Annotated in this window: 10 protein-coding genes and 2 pseudogenes; 3 read left to right on the top strand and 9 right to left on the bottom strand. The window is 70.9% G+C overall.

Translation table 11 applies throughout. The features are described 5' to 3' along the window. Positions 1-2: 2 nt before the first annotated feature. The gene (locus tag BCL76_RS31260) at positions 3-3,464 is read right to left on the bottom strand and encodes a TIR domain-containing protein (RefSeq protein WP_109782714.1); all 3,462 of its coding nucleotides are present in this window, start codon (positions 3,462-3,464) and stop codon (positions 3-5) included. Between the two features lie 258 nt (positions 3,465-3,722). Between BCL76_RS31260 and BCL76_RS31255 the strand changes: the two genes are divergently transcribed. Beyond that, positions 3,723-4,322, top strand: a complete 600-nt coding sequence (locus tag BCL76_RS31255; protein ID WP_109782713.1) for a hypothetical protein — start codon at positions 3,723-3,725, stop codon at positions 4,320-4,322. 49 nt (positions 4,323-4,371) lie between these two features. Here the strand turns inward: BCL76_RS31255 and BCL76_RS40070 are convergent. The 6 genes and pseudogenes from BCL76_RS40070 to BCL76_RS31225 form a co-directional block, all read right to left on the bottom strand. Further along, a pseudogene (locus tag BCL76_RS40070) lies at positions 4,372-4,497 on the bottom strand (TIGR03842 family LLM class F420-dependent oxidoreductase); the annotation flags it as partial. 183 nt (positions 4,498-4,680) lie between these two features. Beyond that, positions 4,681-5,226, bottom strand: a complete 546-nt coding sequence (locus tag BCL76_RS31245; RefSeq protein ID WP_109782712.1) for a hypothetical protein — start codon at positions 5,224-5,226, stop codon at positions 4,681-4,683. Positions 5,227-5,343: 117 nt separating this feature from the next. Beyond that, complete coding sequence (locus BCL76_RS31240; protein ID WP_375137986.1) at positions 5,344-7,551, bottom strand: ATP-binding cassette domain-containing protein; 2,208 nt, start codon at positions 7,549-7,551, stop codon at positions 5,344-5,346. Between the two features lie 355 nt (positions 7,552-7,906). Beyond that, on the bottom strand, positions 7,907-9,145 hold the full coding sequence (locus tag BCL76_RS31235; RefSeq protein WP_146228457.1) for a hypothetical protein: 1,239 nt from the start codon (positions 9,143-9,145) through the stop codon (positions 7,907-7,909). A gap of 66 nt (positions 9,146-9,211) precedes the next feature. Then, entirely contained in the window at positions 9,212-10,012 is an 801-nt protein-coding gene (locus BCL76_RS39210; protein WP_181382801.1) for a protein phosphatase 2C domain-containing protein, read from the bottom strand. A 698-nt stretch (positions 10,013-10,710) separates the two neighbouring features. Further along, positions 10,711-11,457 (bottom strand): vWA domain-containing protein, encoded by a 747-nt coding sequence (locus BCL76_RS31225; protein ID WP_181382800.1) that lies wholly within the window; start codon positions 11,455-11,457, stop codon positions 10,711-10,713. 241 nt (positions 11,458-11,698) lie between these two features. Here BCL76_RS31225 and BCL76_RS31220 point away from each other — a divergent pair, with 241 nt between their 5' ends. Further along, entirely contained in the window at positions 11,699-13,687 is a 1,989-nt protein-coding gene (locus tag BCL76_RS31220; protein WP_109782707.1) for a 5'-methylthioadenosine/S-adenosylhomocysteine nucleosidase family protein, read from the top strand. 136 nt (positions 13,688-13,823) lie between these two features. Here the strand turns inward: BCL76_RS31220 and BCL76_RS31215 are convergent, their stop codons facing one another. Beyond that, positions 13,824-17,666, bottom strand: a complete 3,843-nt coding sequence (locus tag BCL76_RS31215; RefSeq protein WP_146228456.1) for a tetratricopeptide repeat protein — start codon at positions 17,664-17,666, stop codon at positions 13,824-13,826. A gap of 329 nt (positions 17,667-17,995) precedes the next feature. On the opposite strand from BCL76_RS31215, the gene BCL76_RS39205 reads away from it, so the two are divergent. After that, positions 17,996-18,145, top strand: coding sequence for a hypothetical protein (locus BCL76_RS39205; protein WP_181382799.1), 150 nt, complete (start codon positions 17,996-17,998; stop codon positions 18,143-18,145). Positions 18,146-18,571: 426 nt separating this feature from the next. Here the strand turns inward: BCL76_RS39205 and BCL76_RS31210 are convergent. Then, a pseudogene (locus BCL76_RS31210) lies at positions 18,572-19,654 on the bottom strand (PEP/pyruvate-binding domain-containing protein); the annotation flags it as partial. Positions 19,655-19,836 lie beyond the last annotated feature (182 nt).

Below are 19,836 nucleotides of genomic sequence, written 5' to 3'. Positions count from 1 at the left end.
GCTCAACCCGTCGTGCAGACCGGCAGTCCCGGCACCGGCTCGTCGTTGGCACCCCCCGACAGGTAGACGGCGTTGACCCAGCCGCCGTCCCCGGTCGCCTCGCGCAGGACGACCCGGGCCCACCAGTCGTTGTGGAAGGCGCCGTACGTGTGTGCCGGTCCCCGCTTCTGGCAGCGGAACGGATGTTCGCCCTGGGTGACCGTTCCCTCCAGGGGCTTTCCGGACGGGGTGTCCTGGTAGGGGGCGCCGTCCCGCTTGCCGACGGTGCAGCGGTACAGCTCGCTCCGCCCCGGCGTACAGCCGCCCGTGCCTGTGGGTACGGAGCCCGGCGGGTGCGCACCGGCGGACTCGCCGGACGGGGCGGTGGGAGGGGTCCGCGTCGGCTCGGGTGCGGCCGTCCGGGTCGGGGTCGCCGAGGAGGCTGCCGGGCCGGGAGAGGAGTCCGTGGGGGAACCGGGGCCGGGCGCTACGGGCGTGGCCGACCCTGCCCCGGCCGCCGGTGCGACGGACGTGCTCGCGGACGGCTTCCCGAACTCCGGGCACGTCCGCTCGTACGGCCAGTCCGGCAGGTACTGGCTCCACTCTCCGGCGGTGAGGTTCCGCGCCGCCAGCGCGCACACGCGCGGGACGAGCTGCTCGGCGCGTGTGTTCCACCGTCGAAGGGGGCACTCGCCGGAAGCGGGCTGGTAGCAGTCGCCACCGTCGTGGGTCAGCAGGGTCTCCCCTGCCCAGGCCGCGAAGGCCGCGTCGCAGCCCCCGTCGGTGTGCACGCCGTCGTAGGGGACCGTGGCGATCTCCCCCCACGTGAGCGGGTCGGTCAGGGAGACCTTGCACTGCCCGGCGATCGCGAGGTCCTTGTCCGCCCGTCCGGCGCCGAAGGACCAGGCGCCCTGCTGGTCCGCCGAGCGCGTCACCGGCGGCTTGGTCGGCGCCGCGGCATCGACCGTCAGCAGGCTCGTGCCGGCCTGCACGAGCAGGGTCCGGTCGTCCTGGAACTCGACCGGTCCCGGCTCGGCGAGGTCGAGGACGGCCCGGACGTTCCAGCCGTCGCGGAGTGAGATGAGGACGAGGGGGGTCCGGCCGTAGTCGGCGGGGGAGTCGGCCGGGTCCGCACCCGGGGGCAGCTTCCCGGAGGTGCCGTTCTCGGACTCCGTACGGACGGCGAGCAGCTGCCCGTCGGGACTGAGCGCGACGACCGCCTGGCACGGGCTCGCGGAGCACAGACGGCGACCGGCCGAGCCATGTTGGACGGCCAGTGACGGCAGGTCGGCGACGACGAGATCCTCCGGGCCGGCCACGTAGGCGACCCGGTCCCCGGATCCGTCGAAGTCGAGTCCGCCGACCGGTTTGGGGATCTGCCCGGTTCGCTCGGGGGCCGCCGGGTCCTGGAGGTCGAACACGTCCCCGGTCGGGGTGATCAGCCATCGGCCGTTCGTGCTGATGGCCGCTCTCTCTCCGGCGGTGACCATGGTGGTTTTGACCGTAGCGCCCGGTTTTCCCGTCCCGATGTCCGCGAACCCCACCTCGCCCTTCTGCCGGACCACGATGCGGCCGGTGGCCCCGGCGACGCTCAGGGGCAGGACAGGTGTGATGCCCTCCGGGAGGACGCTCGCGCCGAAGTCGGCATCCTGCGGTCCGATCGCGTTGACGTACGCGGTCGGATCACCCCCGCCGACCAGGACGCGGCGGCCGTCATCGCTGCTCCGGACCGTGAACGCCGTGGTCGGGACGGCTACTCCCGGGCTGGTGGCGGGCTCGTCCTTCGCCGGATCAGCCGTCAGGAGCTGCCCCGGTGCGCCGTCGACGCCGCCGCTCGTGACCACGACCACGCGGGAACTGCCGCCGATGAACGCGGCGTCCTTCGGGATGTAGTACTCGGAGGTCCGGACCAGGCCGACCTGCTTGCCGTCCTTGGTCGACCGGACGGAGACGACGGGGACGCCCACAGCGTCGCGGGCCGGTTGCCGGGCCGCGTCGTCGAGGACGGCGATCCGGGATCCGTCGGCGCTCACCGCGACAGGGCGTCCGGCCCCCGGGTCCAGCTTCCAGCGGGCCTCGACGGCCAGGTCCTTCTTGCGGCGGACGGTGACGGCGCCGTCGGCGGTGGCGACGACGGCCACCTCCGCGTGGGCGGGCGATCCCAGGAACGTGACGGCGGACGAGCCGCTGTCGGGCGCCCGGTCCGTGCCACCGTCCGGGCGGGCGGCGACGACCGTGCCGTCCGGGCCGGCGGCCAGGACCGTCCGGCCGCTGCCGAGCCATTCGATGTGGGCGGGGACGAATCCCAGGTCCCTGTTCTCGCGAACGGCGCCGCTCACGGCGTCGCGCCACTGGAGGCGGGAACCGTCGGACACGACGAATTCGCCGTCCGCCGTGAAGGTCAGCCGGGGCTCCTTCAGGCCCGGCACCGCGACCGGGTCACCGGCCGCGCCCGTGGCCCACACACGCACGGCGCCGAGGCCGTCCACGGTCCCGGCCCGGGCACCGCCGGGCGAGAAGCGCACGGCTTTGACGCCCTGTTCGTGTCCCACCAGACGGGCCAGTGACTGGGTGCCCTGCAGGACGCGCTGGCGGTCGGAGCCGGCCGCGGCCTCGAAAAGCGCCCCCCTGGCCTCCGTTGTCGCCGCCATCCGTTGGGCCTGCGCGGCCAACAGGTATTGCAGGGAGCCGTCCTTGCCCTGGACCGTCCGACTCAGGGCTGCGAGGCGGCGGCTCGTCGCCTCGCGCGCACGCAGCTCCGCCTCCTTGCGCTGCTCGTCCGCCTCGAAGTACAGCAGCCCTGCAGTCACGGCGAGGGCCAGCAGTAGCGCGGCCACGCTCCAGGCCAGCCGCAGGGCGTTGCGCTGGTTGCGCCGCTCGATGCTGACCAGCTGTTCCTTCTGCACCCCGTGAAGCCGTGCGCCGAGCTTGGCGATCTGGTCGAGGAACCTATCGTCGCGGAGGGTGAGCGGTTGCCCCTTCTTGTCCGTGAGTCCCCGGAAGTCGCTCCAGAGGGGCGTCTCGGTGAACTTGCCCGCGAATACGTCGTTCGCCAGCGCTGTGGATTCGGTCCAGTCGAAGTCCGTGTTCTGCTGCGGCCAGCTGATCCCACCGCCGGCCACCGCGATGAGGATCCTCTCGCAGGGCTTGTTGGCGAGCCAGTACGCGAGTTCCGTTCGTACGTACGGCGCCTCCGCCGATGCCGGCGAGGCCACGAGGATCAGGTAGCGGGACCGGTCGAGGTGGCGCTGCAGGGTCGTCGGCAGGTTGCCGGTGTTGTAAAGCGTCTCCTCGTCACGGAACACCCTGAGAGACGGAGCTCGCCAGGCCTTGCGGCCCAGGGAGAGCAGGCCCCGCTGAATCGCCTTCGCCATTGCGTGGTCGGGCTTGTGGGTGTAGGAGATGAAGGCGTCGTAGTCCTCCACCACGGGCGCTGCGGGCCCGGCGTCCTCCGTCGCTGCGGCAGGTAATCCCTCGTCCGGCATGATGCTGTCCCCCTGGTCGTCCCGGCCCGTGCTGCTGCGCGCACGCCGGCGGCGGTTCGCGGCTCCGCACGTCCGCGCCCCCCGGCGGCGTCGACTGCCGCAGACAGTAACAATCGGCCATCGTCCGGCGCAGCCGATCGGGCGAGTTCCGCTTCTTGCGGTCGCGGGCCGAGTCCCCGTGCGACCGGGTTTGCCTGTGTAGGCTCGGGTAACTCATATGCACGGAGCTGCGATTGGCGGCGGGAGGAGGTTCACGCGATGGGCTTAGGACGACTCTTCGGGCGCAGGCGCCGGGGCGGCCGGTTCAAGGCGCAGGAGATCAACGTCAAGCTCGGGTTCCCACTCATCGGAGAGATCAGCGGGACGTGGCAGCCGGACGACGTCGAAAGGCAGGCTGCTTGGGAGCTGTACGTCGAGCTCGCCACGCGGGTATCGGTCATCGAACTCGGCGAGGACGAAGGGCTGCTGCGCGAGGCGCTGTCCTCCCTCTACACGATGTTCGGGACCACCCGGGAGATCCTGCGGCGGTACGGACCCGCCGTCGCACCGCACGTCGCACCGGGGCAGGTGACCTTCGGGGTGCTGGCGGTGAATGTACTCAACCTCTCCATCCGGCCGCTGCTCAGCCGGTGGCATCCGCTGCTGACCGCGCACGAGGCGAAGCGGCCCGAGAACGTCGATCCGGTCACGCACGACCGGCAGTGGGAGCGTGCTGCCGAATTGCGGGCGGAGATCGAGTCCGTGCGCCAGGTGCTGACGTCGCTCTCGAAGTCGTTGCGCGAGGTCGCCGGGGTCGCCGACCTGCTCACGGTACGGGTACCGACGCAGGCCACGCAGGCCGGACTGCCTCCCCGGTAGGCGCCGGGGAGGCGTGCCGGGCCGGACGGCCCCGCACGCACTCCCGGGCTCAGCCGACCAGCGGAATGACCCCGAAGCCGTATGCGTCGATCGTGGCCTCCCGCGCGTCGGGCATGGCGTGGACGGCGAAGCGGTCGACGCCGAGGTCGCGCAGGGCCCGCAGCTTCTCGATGTGTGGCGGGCCTTGACGTACTCGGTCAGTTCGTCGGGGACCCCTGGTCTCCCGCTACGGCGAGCACTCCTCGGGCCGCCACGCAGGTGCCCTGGCGCGGCCTCCTCGGCCCCTCCCCGAATCCAGGTCTCCGCGTACCCGGCGGCGAAGTCAGTCGCCCTGTATCAGCTGCTCCGGTATCGGTCGTCAGCTGGTGGCGGCAAGGTCTGCGTAGGCCACGATCTGCCAGGCGAGCAGCACGGTGGCCAGCACCTCGGCGACGGACACGGCAACCAGGGCCGGCGCGGTGTGACCTGCGGACCAGTAGACGGCGACAGCCCCGATCGGTGGTCCGCAGAAACACAGAAGGTCCACCGCCAGTTGCAACCGCTTGCGCGACCGTCGCCGAGGGTCGTCGCGGTGGGCGGCCTCCCAGCCGAACACCTCCTGGCCGTTCTCACTCTCGGTTGTGAAATGAGGTGCGATGCGGGTGCGCACATATCGGCCGATGGCCGAGATCTTCTCGTCGTTGACGAGGTAGGTCCAGCCCAGCAGAACAGTGACCGGCGGTAGGAGGAGGAGTGTTCCAGGGGTTTTGGACTGGACATGCAGGACGAGGATGCCCGCGACGGAGGCCAGGGTCGCGTACAGCAGGTTGTCCCGGAAGCCGATGCGGGCCCGCTGCTCGTCCTTGAGCCGCTCGTATTCGAGGAGCAGCAGTTGCTCCGTGGATATGGCACCGGGTTCCGGCATGTCCCCACCCCCTACTTCCGTCGCTGCGTCAGTTCGTGGCGATTCAGTACGTGTTGGCCGCGTACCTGGGCGGCCGTGGTATCCCTTCCCTTCGGCCGCTGCGGGCATACAGGCAGTTCAGATCGGCCGGAGCCGGTGGCGCAGCACCAGCCAAGCGGCGGTGAGGAAGAGTGCTGTCAGCAGGGCGAGCATGGCGTTGTCCAGCGCGGCTCGGCCGATCCGGTGCGCCCACAGGGGGTCGTGGGGCGCCCCCGGGACCAGACGCCCCACATCGGTCAGGGATCCCAGCGCAGCCTGCCCCCAGCGGGCGGGCACGACCAGTGAAGCCAGGTGCAGGGGCCCGGAGGTCAGTTTGAAAGGCACCCCGTTGAGGGCTACCTGGCAGACGGAGGCGAACGTCACCAGGGTCACCGCGCGTTCCAGCCGGTCGGCGCAGACGGACACGAGCAGGCCGAGCGCCATCGAACAGACAACGGTGCCGATCAGCGGCAGCACGAGGAGCATCACCGAGGGGAGGCCGAACGCTGCGGCGGGCCCAGGCCTGAAGACCAGGTACACCGATGCGGAGGCCACCGCCTGAATGGTGCCGACCCCCGCGTACACGAGGGCTTTGGCGGCCACCACGGGCCCGGGTGACACCCCGGTGCGGAACTCGCGGCGCACGATCGGGAAGTCGGCGACCACGTTCCCGTAGGAGAGGGCCTGACCGCAGAGGACGGCACCGATGATCAGCAGGTTCACCACCTGGAGGGCCTCGGGGTTGCCCCCCGGGCCGCCGCCGAGGCCCCGGTCTGAGGCGACCAGGGCTGCGAAGGCGCCGCAGACCATCGCGAGGCCGACGAGTCCCAGCAGGCCGGCCGGCCCTCGGGCGGCCAACAACGACAGCTCCCTGCGGGTGAGGATCACCGTCTGGCGGGCCGGGCGGTGGCTCCTGGGGCGGTGGCGTGTTGCGGCGGTCCGCCGGGCGGTCTCCTCACTCCGGTGACGGCGGCCGGCGGCCCCGGGCCTCGCGGCGCCGCCCGGTCCGGCGGATCCGGATCGGCCGGACCGGACGAACCGGATGAACCGGGCGAACCGGCCGGGCCGGGCGGACGGGTCGGGCCCGGCGGCGCGGGAGCGGTCCATCAGGGTCGGGTAGTCGGGCGCGTCCATGGAGCCGAGGACGTCCCCGGGCGGACCGAAGTACAGGGACCGCCCACCGGGTGCGAGCAGCAGAAGCTGGTCGACGCCGTGGAGCTGGTCGGTCGAGTGGGTGACGAGGATGACGGTGCAACCTCGGTCGGCCGCGCTCCGCAGGAGCCGCATCACCTCTCTGGCAGCCCCGGGGTCGAGTCCGGACGTCGGTTCGTCGAGCATCAGCAGCGAGGGGTCGCCGAGGATCTCCAAGGCGATGGACACCCTTTTCCGTTCACCGCCGGAGAGGTCATTGACCTGGGTGTCCATGCGGTCGGCGATGTTCAGTCCGCCGCAGACCGCCTCCACGCGCGCTCCGCGGTCGGCGGCCGTGACGTCCGACGCCATCCTGAGCCGGGCCGCGTAGTCGAGCACTTGGCGCACGGTGATGGTGCGGTGGAGGTCGTCGTCCTGAGGGACCAAGCCGAGGAGCAGCCGGACCTGGGCCGCGTCGGTGCGGCTGTCGAGCCCTTGCAGGACGGCCCGGCCGCCCGTCACCGTCACCTCGCCGAGCAGCGCCCGGAACAGCGTGGTCTTACCCGCACCCGAGGGGCCGAGGACAGCGAGCACCTGGCCCGCTTCCAGCGTGAAGGTGAGATCGTCCAGCGCGGTGTCGTTGCCATGAACGGCCCGGAGTCCTTCGACTGCCAGCCCGGCGGACGTTCCGTACCGTACTTCTTCCAGTACGCCGTCCTGAACCAGTGTGAACCGGCTGCGACCGACGGAGAAGGTGGCTCCGGGGGTGATGCGCGCCCACAGCACCGCGCGGCCACCGGTGAAAGTACCGCTTCCGCGTCCGTGGTCGGCCACGTGGTACTCCCCCGGGGCCCGGCGGGTAAGTGTCGCGTGACGGGCGGCGACACCCAGGCCCGGGACGGCGATGCGTCCGGGAGCGTCATCCGATCCCCGGCCGTCCGCGCGGCCGATGACAGTGGTGGGCCCGATGCGGTGCAACCGCCGGGTCGCCGCGCCGTCAGCGACGCCGTCCGTGCGGCCGGACCCCGTGCCCTGATCCGCGGAAGGGGACCGGGCCGTGCGGGCCGAGGGGACGGCTGAATCGGGCGTCGGACGCGTGGCTCCGGTTCGTCCGATACCGATCCTCGCCTCCCCACTCGGGGTGCGGACGAGCAGGGGTGTGCCGTCGGGGACCATCCGCAGGTGGACGACGCGGCCGACGATCTCGGTGTCGCCCAGCCATACGCGGGAGTCGGAAGGCAGACCACCGAGGGTCCAGTGCAAACGGTGCAGGAGCGTTCCCATCTCGGCCGCCGGACCGGGCCCTGGGAGCCGGATTTCGCAGTGTGGCGCTGTACCGATCCGGTACGAGCGGCCCGGGTCCAGTGTGATGTAGCGGCCGTCCACTCCGATCACCAGCGGATTCGCCGAGCGGGTCATGGGGTCTGCCTCCAAGTGGGCCAAGACATGGGCGGGTAAGACCTGCGGGGGCGGGGGCGGGTGGCGACCGCTTCCCGCCCCTTGTCGGCGTGAGCCGCCTTCGCTCCGTGGACTAGAAGAGGCCCTCGAGCCAGGTCACGGCCGCGTGTACGCCGTATCCGGCGAGGGCGAGAGCCACCAGGGCCAGTACGGCGACCACGGCGTACACGAGCCGGTCCCTGTGTCTGGGGGGAGGGGTGCGGCGGTTGCCCGCGACCGCTCGTCCGGCCTCGGACGAGACGGACGCGGGGGTCGCCGATGCAGGGTCCGGCATCTGCACCGGATCCGGGGCAGGGCCTTGAGCCACGTCCGGGGCGTCCGGCGGTGGGGGCACGTAGTCGTCAGCGGGGCCTGGAGCCGGTGGGGAGAAGTCGGCGGGGTCCGGATCGCGGGGCAAGGGGTCCCAGCGGCGCAGCAGGCTGCCGTCCACCGTGACGTACAACCCCGACGGGGTGACCAGACGCGGCCATGTCCTGGCCCGGGACGCCCACACTCCGGGGGTCTCCGGGAGGACCTCGCCGCGGCTGCAGGCCACGATGGTTTCCAGGGTCCGGGAGTCGATCACGGCTCTCAGTCCGGCCTCGTCGATGGTGGTGGCCTCAAGGTTCTCCTGAACGCTGCGCACGACCGACCACGCGAGCTTGCCGTAGTCGGTGACCTCGCTGAACCCGCGTGCTCCCGGCAGTTTCCAGCTTTCCGGGTCGGCCGGCGGGAACACCGGGGCACCGTCCAGGAAGACACACGAGTCACAGTCGATGAGGTGAACCCGGATACCCCCTTCCGTCGCGAAGAGGGCGTTCTTGGGCTGCAGGTCTCCGACCGCGAAGCCGTGGGAGTGCAGCCACTGGGTGGTCTCGACGAGACGGGCCAGCACAGCCAGCTTCAGCGGCGCCTCGTAGTAGGGCAGTTGGACGCGGGCGGCTGCTTCGCGGGTACGGGCCAGGTCGTCGATCGCCCGGGGGCGTGCGACAGAACGGCCGCCTCGGCGCAGGGTGTCGCCGAAATCCTCGCCCGCGGGTGCGATCAGGACGCCGCACACGCCGTCGTCGTCGGTCACGGTGGCCCGCGGCCAGGCGCAACGCCGGTCCAGCTCAGCGCGGTCGGAGGGTTCCAGCCCTGACCGCCATGCCACGAGCGCGTCCAGGGCATGCCGGTTGAGCTCGTTGCGGGCGTCGGCGGTATACCACTTGATGAGCACCATGGGGTGGCCGGGTGCCTGGCAGAGGTCCAACGACCTGGCCTGTCCGGCACCGCGGAAGGCGGTGGGCCCCAACTGGAGTTCTGTGACTGCGACGGTGAGCGGGCCTAACACGTCGGCACCTCCTTCCTTGGTCCGTCGATGGCGGGCGGTCGCGCCGGATGGCGGTGAACCGGGGTGTCAAGCGACCGCGGAGTCCGCATTTCCCTGCCACAGGGCAATCACGGTCCGGTCATCGTTGTAGGTGGCCTTGCGGAAATCGACGTCCCTCAGGAATCCGGGGAGCGATGGCGGCCGCCTCCACCGGTCCGCGAGAGCCAGTGCCAAAGGCGACGCGGGGCCGATGGCGTCGGCGAACCCGTCGGTCGCGAGCACCAAGACTTCGTCCTGCCGCCACACGGACTCGGTGGCACACATCGCCTCGGGGTGACGGGGCAGGGTCTGCACCCGGTCGGATCCCGTCGTCGAGTCCCGTGCGTCGAGCAAAGCACTCCAAGCGCCGTCGTGCAGTCGCAGGATCCGGCTGTCTCCCACGACGGCGGAGAAGAGCCGGAGGTCGCGCGTCGGTTCGGCGGGTGCCACCAACACGGCGAGGGTGGTGGCCGCAGGGCTGGGCTCCATCATGCGGCGACGTGCAGCCGGCGGTTCGCGCCGAGGAAGCCCTTCGGTGTGTGCGGCGATGGCGATCGCGGTCCGCTCGAACACCCCGGTCCACCAGTGGGGGCCGTCGGGGGGACCTTCGGAACGGAGCCGGTCGAGGACGAGCTGGCCGGCGTGGGCAACAGCCTCGGCGGCTGCCTCGCCGGCGTTCATGGAGGAACTGACGCCGTCCGCCACGACCGCGACGATCCAGGGTAGGGCGGGGTCCGTGCGGACCACGTAGGCGTCGTGGCGCTCCTCGCCGGTCTGCATGTGGCTACGACCTCGGACGGTCGCGGTGCGGACGGTGAGCCCGTGCACCGAGCCACCGTCGACCGCCATGGCCGCACGGGCGTGCGTGGCCGTGGCTGACAGCCGTACCGGTACGGGGCGGGGTGGACGTCCCGCCACCAGCGGCGGCGGGTCGGAGGGCGCTTCTGCCCCGACGGTGTCGACGGCCGGGCCGGGAGAGGCGCCGTCGGCGCCCTTGCGGTGTCTGCCGGACGACCCTCGGCCCGGTACCCCCGGTTCGACACAATGGCGGTTCCCGCCGCCGGGGCCCACAACAGCCGGACGGTCCGCCTCACCCGGTCGGTCCGCCTCACCGTCGGCAGGTTGGTCGACGGCTGACGTCGATGCCTGGTGTTCCCGGTCGGGTGACACCCCGGCCGATGGCGAAGAGTGGCAGGCGGACGTCAGGGGAAGCACGGCCGGTCGTGCCATGTGGGCTGTCCTGGGTCCGTTCACCTCGTGCCGCTCCGGCGGCGACTCCTTCCCCGTCCGGAGGTCGGTCGCGGGGCGGTGGCCGTGTTCCTCTGCCGTACCCGACAAGCACGGCAGCGGGGCGGAAGGCGTACTCCCGCCTCCGCCGGTGCGGCGCCGGCGCCGGGCACGACGCCAGCGGGCACCGAGCAGGGGGATACCGGTCAGCACTCCCCGAAACCGGGATGACGGTACGCCCCGCCGACGCACACCGGTGGCAATGCTCGCGGCCACGAAGAACAGGAGCGCCGCACTGACGACGGCCAGTAGAGCAATGATCAAGCCAGCCATTGCATGCCCTCCGGAACACGCAGGTCGAGCTTGTCCTCCGAAACGGAGGCGCTGATACTGATGAAGAGGGTGTCGATCAGCGCTTCCAGCAGATCACTGACCGACACCTGCGCAGTGGACCGGAACGCCATCGGTCGCGACTGACGACCGTCGCCCATCGCCGGGGTGGCCAGGCGGACCAAGGTCGCAGGGCGAACGTTCCCGAAGCCGAAAGCAGCCACCTGGGGTGCCCATTTCAGGCCGACCAGTTGCGCGCGGTACGGCAGCCAGGCGTCGTCCGGCTGACGTGCGGAGCCCACGTACGGATCGCCGTCGGTGAGGAAGAAGACGGTCGGGCGCTTGAGGGCGTACTCCCGCTCCAGCTCCCGGCAGTCCTGGTCGACCTGGCGCGCCAGATGGGCCAGGACTTTGGCGTAGTCGGTCTGACTCCCTTTCGGCAGCGAGTCGATGTGGTTCACGGTGTCCGGCCGTGCCAGGGGTACCACCGTGCGCGGGCTCTCGGCGAAGGTGACGACGCTGATGTGCGCGGCGTCACAGGCCGTAGCGTCCAGCTGCAGTTTCCACAGCAGGTCCGGCACGGCCTCGCAGAGCGCGTCGTACGGGGTGCGCCCCGCAAGCCGCCCCGCGTCCCCCGAGGGTTTGTAGACGCCCTCCTTCCACATCGACTGCGAGACGTCGCACACCACGTAGAACGGGAAGGCCCGCTCCCTGCCGTCAGATGCCTCAGCGCTCATGCACCACTCCCCTGCGACGCTCAGGGCGCCGCCGCTCGACCGAACAGTCATCCGGCAGCACGGCCGTGCGACGTGTGGACAACGGCACGGCGGTGGTCGCTCCGGCAGAGAACTCCCCTGTCCTCTGGGCCGTATGACGCACCGCCACAGTAGCCGCTACTGTGGCGTAGATCACTCGGTTCGGCGAACCTCGACAGGCCGTTCGGCGACGGCCCGGAGCTGAAGAGGGGAAAGGTGCTCGATGGCCGATGCCTCGGTGGCGGTGTCGCCTTCCTTCGCCCAGTGCCTCTACGCCGCCCGGGCGGTGCGCGCGGCGGAGCACGGTCCCGCCTCGATCGCGGCATTGCGGGAGCGCGGAAGCTCGGGCCTGACGAGGTCGCGCGCCCCTTTGGCGGTGATGCTGTGTGCAGCGGCCCGCGACGCGAGGCTCGTCTGGCTGGACCCGCACGGCTTCGCCCTGTTGGAGCCGCCGGCGGCATCCGTCCACCCCACCCCGGCACTGTCGGCGGGCCACGCCCTGCTGAGGCTCGCCGACCGGCACTGGGAACGACTGGTCTTCATCGTCCCGCTCGCCGTGGCCTACGCCGTCATTGCGGTCCTGCTGCCCTTCGCCTCGGCCCGGACGGCCGTCCTCGTACTGGTACTCGCGACGGTGCTGTACACCGCCGTGTGGACGACCGGGGTCTGTGTGACCGCTGCGCGGACGCTGTGGCGCAGCGACACCGGCCGCTCCCGGTCGGCCGGCCCGGCCACGCAGCCGTCGGACGGCGCGTACTGGACCCTTGCGCTGGTACACCTGGAAGATCTGCGGCGTACGGACGAACTGCTGCGGCGCGCCACCGGGCGACTGGGGGCGCTGGTCGGCGGACGAGCCAGGGCCGCGGCGGCGAACCTCGGCTTCGGGGTACAGCGGGGCGGCGCGATCGAGACACTGCTGGTGCCTCTTCGCGGAGTCACCACGACGGCGGTGCGCGAACGCCTGGACCACCGGAGCCGAGCCCAACGCGTGACCGGCGGTCCGACCGATGTGCTGGTGCTGCTACCGGAGGTCGAAGGCGACGATCCAGCGGCTCGGCGCGTGGTGTCCGGCTCGTTCGCACTCTGGTACGCCACAGCGGTCGTGGCCGTACTGTTGGCCGGGCCCGTGCTCGTGGCCGGCTGGGAGCGCGCTGCCTGTGCGGAGCACTGCGCCGGGCGGCCGGCCGACTATCCGCGGGCGTTGCGATGGCTGAGCCAGCGGCTGTTCCTCAACGACCCCCCGGGGCTGGCGCCCGACACGCTCACGTCGTACGTTTTCGGATGGCTTGTCAGTGCGATGGCTGTGACCGGAGTCCTCGTAGGCGCTGTCGCCACCCGGCAGTCGGCCAGGGCGCGAAGTACCCGGCGCGCGCCTCACGTCGCCCTCAGGAGGACCATGGACCAGCGAACGAAGCTCTTGCTGCTCGTGGCTACCGATGTCGAACAGGATGCGGTGTTCGAGGCGGTCGCGGCGGTCAACGGCGTCACCCCGAAAGCCCGCTTCCTCGGTGACCAGACCGTGTTCGAGCAGGGGTGCATCAGCGAGGTGGCCCTCCACGTCGCCCGGTGCGGGCAGTCCTCGCTGGCGCCGTCCGGTTCGGCGCTGGTGGTGCCGAACCTGCTGGCACGGCTGAGGCCGGACTTCCTGATCATGGTCGGCATCTGCGGTGGCCTGAAACCCGGATTCGCCCTCGACGGCGAAGCCTCTCCCCGAGGCCGCCAGGTCCTGGGTGACATCGTGGTCGCCGAGCAGGTACGGGAGATGGACCACCGCCGGGTGGGCGGTGACGCGGAACAGATCACCGTGACGTTGCGGGGCGACAAGGTGTCCACATCCGTTCTGTTGCTCGATCGACTCCGCAGTGCGCGCGTCGACTGGGCCGGCCCCGCTGTCCACACCGGGCTGGTGCTGTCCTCGGGGGCCCTCGTCGACTTCGCCCCCCACCGGGACGCCCTGTTGAAGCAGGAACCAGATGCACTCGCCGCCGAAATGGAGGCCGGAGGCCTGTACGCGGCCGCCGCGCGCGAAGGCACCCCGTGGATCCTGGTGAAAGGCGTTTCCGACTGGTGCGCTCAGAAGACCGGGGCGGCACAGAGGACCGCCGCGGGCAACGCTGCCGCCTTCGTCCTGCACATGGTGCGGGGCGGCGGGCTCGACCCTGGGGCATGGCGTGACGGGACGCCCCACGCCTCGGGACGCTCGACGGCATGACGCGATCACCCAGCCGGGGCGGCGCCGTAGAGGGCGGCGTGCAGGGCGGCGGCAAGCTCGCGGGCCCGGCCTTCGCCTCGCCGTCCACGTCGTGCAGCTCGAAGGGGACCGGAGGTCGAAGGTCGAGCCGGCCCCGCTACGGGAGGCCGGTGGCGCGCAGATGGGCGCGTAGCCGCAGTGCCTCGTTCAGCAAGGGCCGGAACAGCAGCGGGTTCTGTGCGGCCAGCGCGGCGAAGACCTCCACCGCCTCCTCCGCCTCGGTCAGCGCCTCGCGCAGGCCGTGCTTCTGGCTGATCCGCGCCATCACCAGGACAAGCAGCAGATGCGCGAGCTGGGGCCGACAGGTGTTCGGGTTCTCCCGGGCGAGCCGGCGCCAGACGGGGAGCGCCTCTTCCCCGGCGGCGATGACGTCCTCGTGCCGGTTCAGTTCCGTCAGCGGGCCGCCAAGGTTGCTGAGGGCGAGCGCCAGCAGCTGATCAGCGGCGGGGTGGTCGAGGCGCCGCCAGAGTACGACTGCCTGCTCGCCGACCATGACCGCCTCTTCGTGCCGCCCCACTTGCGCAAGGTTGTCGCTGAGCCGGTCCAGGGCCATGCCCAACTCGAACTCATGGCCGACGGGGTCGGCCTGCGCCAGGTGGCGCCAGACTTCGACCTCCTGCTCTGCGACCGCGCCGGCCTGGTGCAGGCGGTTCAACTCCGTCAGCGGCAGACCGAGGCTCTTGAGCGAGAGCGCCAGGTGCAGGCGATGGGCCTCCGGGGCGGTGTGGGCGAGCCTCTGCAGCACGGCGACCGCCGACGCACCCTCCTTGGCCGCCTCCTCATGACGGCCCACCCCGCTCAGCACGTCGCAGAGGACCACCCGTGCTGCTGCCAGGCCGGGCTCGTGTGTGCCGGGGTCGGCCTCCGCCAGGGGCCCCCGGATGCCTACGGCTTCCTGGGCCGCTGTGACGGACGACGCCGACAGTCCCGCCCTGCTCAACTGGGTCGCGAGGTTGGTCAGGACGCCGGCCAGGATCGGCAGGCCCGCGCCAGGGTTGTCCTCCGCGACCTCACGGGCCAGGTCGGCCGCCTCCCTGAAACACTCCACGGCCCCGGCGGGATCCCGTTGCCGGGAGTGCCCGTTCCCCATGTTGATCAGCGCGACGGCGAGTTTGCGGCGATACACGACGGGATTGTCAGGAGTCAGCCGACGGTACAGTTCGACGGCTTCGGCGCAGGCGTCCCGGCCCTCCGCGGGCCGGTCGGTGTGCGCCAAGCGCGGTCCGAGATTCAACAGCGCCTCCGCAAGATCGGGGAGGTGACTCTCGGAGTCGAGCCCGACGAGTTCGCGGAACAGCGCAACCGCCTCCTCGGAGAATCCGACGGCCTCCCGGGGGAATCCCGACTCGCCGAGCCAGATACCGAGGTTCATCACCGACCTGGCGAGGAGCGGCAGGTGGGCCGTCCGGCTTGCGAACGCGAGCTCGCGGGACATGCCGACGGCTTCGCGGCAGTACCGTACGGCCTCCTGCAAGGAACCCGACTCGCCGAACCCGACACCGAGGTTCAGCACGGCGTTGGCGAGGAGCGGCCCGTAGGCGCCGGGATTGTCCTCGGCGCCGGCCCGAAGGAAACCGACCGCCTCCTCGCTGGACATCAGGGCCTCCCGGTGACGGCCTTCACCGCCCAGTGCGACCGCCAGGCCGTCGAGTGCGTTGGCCACGTCGCCGCTGTAGGCCCGGGGCTCCTGCTCCATCAGCTGCCGGTAGATGGACACGGCTTCGGTTTCCGCGGCCAAGGCCTCCGAGTACCGGCCGACGTGGGAGAGTTGGGATCCCAGGTTGTGAAGCATTCCTGCCAGGTCGGGACGGAAATCCGCCGGACTCGCCTCGGCCGTGAGCCGGGTGATGTCGACCGCGTGCTCCAGGAGTTCGAGACCCCGGGCGGTCTGCCCCTGCTGATCGAGCCGCAGGGACAGGGTCATGAAGGCGACCGCAAGACTGCCGATCTTCTCGGGACGGTTCCGCACGACCGCCACGAGGATCGCCACGGATTCCTCGGCCGCTTCCAGCGCGGCCCGGTGGCGCCCGGTCCAGTGCAGTTCGTTGCTCAGGCTGTTCAGCGCCCACGCGAGGGCGGACAACTGTTCCGCCTGGGTGCCGCGCGCGAGGACGCGGTGGAGTGCCACCGCGTTCTCCATCGCCTCCAGGGCGTCGTCGTGCCGGCCCGAGTTGGACAGGCGCCACGCCTTCTTCGCGTAGAGGACGGTCTTGGCGGCGGGGTCCGCGATGGACCGGATCCGTTCGGCGGACGAAAAACGATCGGTGACTTCGGCGATCCCCACATCGAGGTCTGGATCCGTCCGGGGAGCGACCGCCTCGATGGCTTCCAGCGTTTCGAGGGGGATCTCCTCGATCCGGGCCAAGGTGGCCAGGGCGGCATTGCCCGCGTGGAGCATGAGGTCGGGATGCTCGTGGGCCAATGGGGCCAGTTCGCCGGCGGCGAGGTGGGGCCAGCGCGCGGCGGCGTTGATCAGGTTGGTGAGGACATCGCGGCGCCACTCCGGAGCGGGGGCGTCGGTTCGAACGCCGGCGGCGTCGGCATCGGCGGGAACGTCGGCGTTGACTCCGAGCAGCCGCGCCGCGGCCCGCCCGGCCCAGCCCATCCGCAGGCGCCCGCCGGCCGGGGCACCCGGTGTGCTGAGGCCTACGAAGTCCTCGCCGAGGCGGTCGGGGTAGAGCGGCTCCAGGTACGTCTGCGCATCACCGGCGGGGTAGCACGCGGCGTGTTCCTCCAAGACCTGAAGATGGGACGCCGGATCACCCACCAAGGCGTCCTTCAGGGCGGCGAGCGCCGCCGGGAGCGGCCTGGGACGCGTGAGGGTCGCGGTGTACACCGTCTGCGCCATGACGTGCGCAGGTACGGCGTAGTTGTTCTTGGCCTGCGCCATGACGCCGTCCGGTGCGGCGCAGTTGTTCTTGGCCTGCGCCAGCTTCGCCCAGTGGCTGTATTCGCGGTCCAGCAGGTACGCCGACAGCGCGCCCGGATTGCGTGGTGCTTCGCCGCGGCAGATGTGGGCGTACACGGCCACCAGCGCGGCCATGTGCACAGTAAGCGTCAAACCGTAGGCCTCGTGGTCCAGGTTCCCTGGCTCCGCGATGGTCTCGGCTTCCTTCTCCGGCACCCCGAGGGCGTCGGCGAAGCGCTCGCGGGCGACCGTGAACGCCTCGAGCCGAGCGGCGGTGTCCCCCTCGGACAGCGCCTTCACCGGGATCGCTTCATCCGCGTAGCCCATTTTGCGGAAATCGTCGACCAGGGAAGACCACCAACTCTCCGAGCGGGCGATGAGCAGGACTCGCAGCCGTGCGCCGCGCCGGGCGGAGAGCTTCCCCATCAGGGAATCGAGCTCCTGCGCGTGCCAGCGTTCGGCGTAGTCGACCACCACGAGCGCGTTGCGTCCCAGCGCCGACTTCTTGGGGCGGGGAGTGTCCATCGTGACCTTGCCGGTCCGGACGGCCTGCCACACCTTCCATCCCCCTTCGGCGGCCGTGCGGCGGGCCAGTTCGGTGGCCAGTCGGGTCTTCCCCTGCCCTCCTCGCCCGTGCAGCAACGCCACCGAGGCCACGATCGGCCGTCCGTCCGACGTTTTCCCGTCCCGCCAGCGCTCCAACGTGGTCAGCTCGTCCGCACGGCCGGTGAAGGGCACCACCTCGTGGCGGGCCAGCAGCAACTGGCTCGGCTGCTCACCTAGATCCGCAACCGGCGGCCGCACTTCCTTCAGTGGAAAACGCTGGACTCCCGGAGGGAGCTCGGCCCCTTCATCCCTCCGGTGCGTCTCCCACTTGATCACCAGATCTGCATGGCGTCGTCGCCATGAGGTCTCCTTGAAGAGCGATCCGTCCACCGACCTCCTCGTCTCTTCGGCGAACGCCCTGCAGGCCTTGAGGAAGAAGTCGACGAACTCCCACTCCGGAGGTTCCACGAACTGGCCCAGAAGCACCCTGCCGATGGTGGACCTCGTCAGTCGCCCACCGCTGGCCCTTGCCAGCACGGTGAGCGAGGGAGACCCGGCATCTCTACGTACCTCGGAAAGCGCTCCCGCAAAGTTCCGCCGAGCGTCTTCCATTGCCGCCATGTCGGCTCTCCCCACTCTGAGGCCCGTCCCGGATCGTCCCGGGTGATCCACATCCACACCTGGTGTGACCAGGGCAGATCCCCTGGCATTTTTGAGGCGTCCCAATTGCCGCGCTGCGGGCACCAAGACCCGGATCGTCTTCTTCGTCGGCCGACGCCACCATCCGACGTCCGTCCCGAAGGAGAACGATGACGATGTCCCGCACCCGCCGGCCCCGTCGACCCAGCCGGCCCCGTACGCCTCGCCGCGAGCCGAGGCCCTGGGCGGCGACCGTACTCGGTGCCGCTGTCGGCGGCGCCGCCCGTGCCCTGTTCACCTGGCTGCTCGACCGGTTCTCGAACTGAGGTCCTGTCGGCGCTCCAGCCGCCGACGCTCCGTACCGAACAGGAGCGTCGGCGTCTTCCCGTACCGTCCGCGGGATCTGCTCCGACCCGGGCACTGAGAGGGTGTCCACCGATCGATGAGAGCACGACGGCACCTCGGGCGGGTGCGGAACGCCGGATCCCTGCAACTCGGCCGCCGTAGCGGAGCCGGCTCGGTTCGTCCTCACGTGCTGGACAATCAGCTCGGCCAGCCGTTGGGGCCGGTGAAACGGGTAGGCGCCGAGTACTCCCTCGGCCGTCGGGCGGGCAGCCTTCGAACTCACCGTGCTGTCCGCAGTGCCCCATACGTACACGGTGCCAGGAAGCACCGGCCTTACCGGTTGAGGGCGCCGGTCATCAACGCCCGATCGTCGGCGGAGGCTTGCGCCCTGCCGGCTCCGACGATCGCCCTTCCTGTGCCGAAGCACTTGCCTCCGTCGACGGACTGGTCAGCGGTGCCGAGGCACCTTGCGGCCGCCGCTTACCGACATCGGTCTGCAGCATCCACAGCGTTCCGCGTTCGACGGTGAACTCGATGTCGCACCGGTCGTCGTACCGGTCCTCAAGTCGTTCCATGCAGTCGTGCAATCGTGCGTAGGCCCCGGGGGCGAGCTCCGCGAGTCGCCCGAGCGGCACGGTGTCCCGAATCCCGTCCACCACGTCCTCGCCCTGGGCGTTGGGCAGATACCTTCCGTACACACCCCGCCTGCCGGTGGCCGGGTCCCTGGTAAAGGCGACGCCACTGCCGGAGTCGGGGCCGAGATTGCCGAAGACCATGCTCTGGACGCTGACCGCGATGCCCGGATCAAGGAGGTGACCACGGCGGCGGTGCAGCCGCGCACGCTCTCCGTTCCACGACGCGAAGGCGGCCACGACCGCCAGACGGAGCTGCTCGGCCGGATCCTGCGGGAACTCTCCTCCGGTCCGTTCCGCAATCAGGTCCTTGAACGTCTCCACGAGTCTGATGAGGTCGACCGCGTCGAGCCGACCCTCGTCAGCCACCGCATGGTGGCGTTCGATACGGAGGATGACTTCCTCGAAGAGCGAGTCGTCGACTCCCATGACCGTGCTGCCGAACATCCGTACCAGGCGTCTGTAGGAGTCCCACGCGAACCGCTCGTTTCCTGGTGCGACACCCAGCCCGAGGACGGAGAGGTCGTTGAGGCCCACGTCGAGGACCGTCTCCATCCCCCCGGGCGTCGAAGATCCGGCCCCCGGACGGACGGAGAGCAGCAGGGGATTGTTCACCTGCCCGAGGCGCTTGCCGACTCGCTGCTCCAACACCGCCAGGTTTTCCGCCATCTGGCCGGCCAGTTCCACCGGCGGCTCACCCGTCGCGAGGAAGACGCGGCACGCCTCGGTGGTGACAGTGAAACCGGGGGGTACCGGAAGCCCCATGCGGGTCATCTCGGCCAGACCGGCCCCCTTGTCCCCCAGCGATGCGGCCGTGTCCGGGCCGTCCTCGGTCAAGTCGTACACGTACCGCTGCATCGCAGGTGTCCGTCCCTTCCCACTACGGTCTCGGTGCCCGATCGCCCTCTCGTGCCCACTGTCGCCCCTCCGGCTTCTTCCGGCATGGGCCGGTCGGGCTCCGACGAGGGCCGGTCGGCCCCTCCCGACCGGCCGAGCGGCGCCGCAGACCGGAGGCGGACTCGATCATTTCCGACGCGCGG

Source organism: Streptomyces sp. CG 926, assembly GCF_003148825.1.
Taxonomy (GTDB): Bacteria; Actinomycetota; Actinomycetes; order Streptomycetales; family Streptomycetaceae; genus Streptomyces.
The sequence above is the reverse complement of the archived record's forward strand: the minus strand, read 5'-3'. Positions and strand labels throughout refer to the sequence as shown.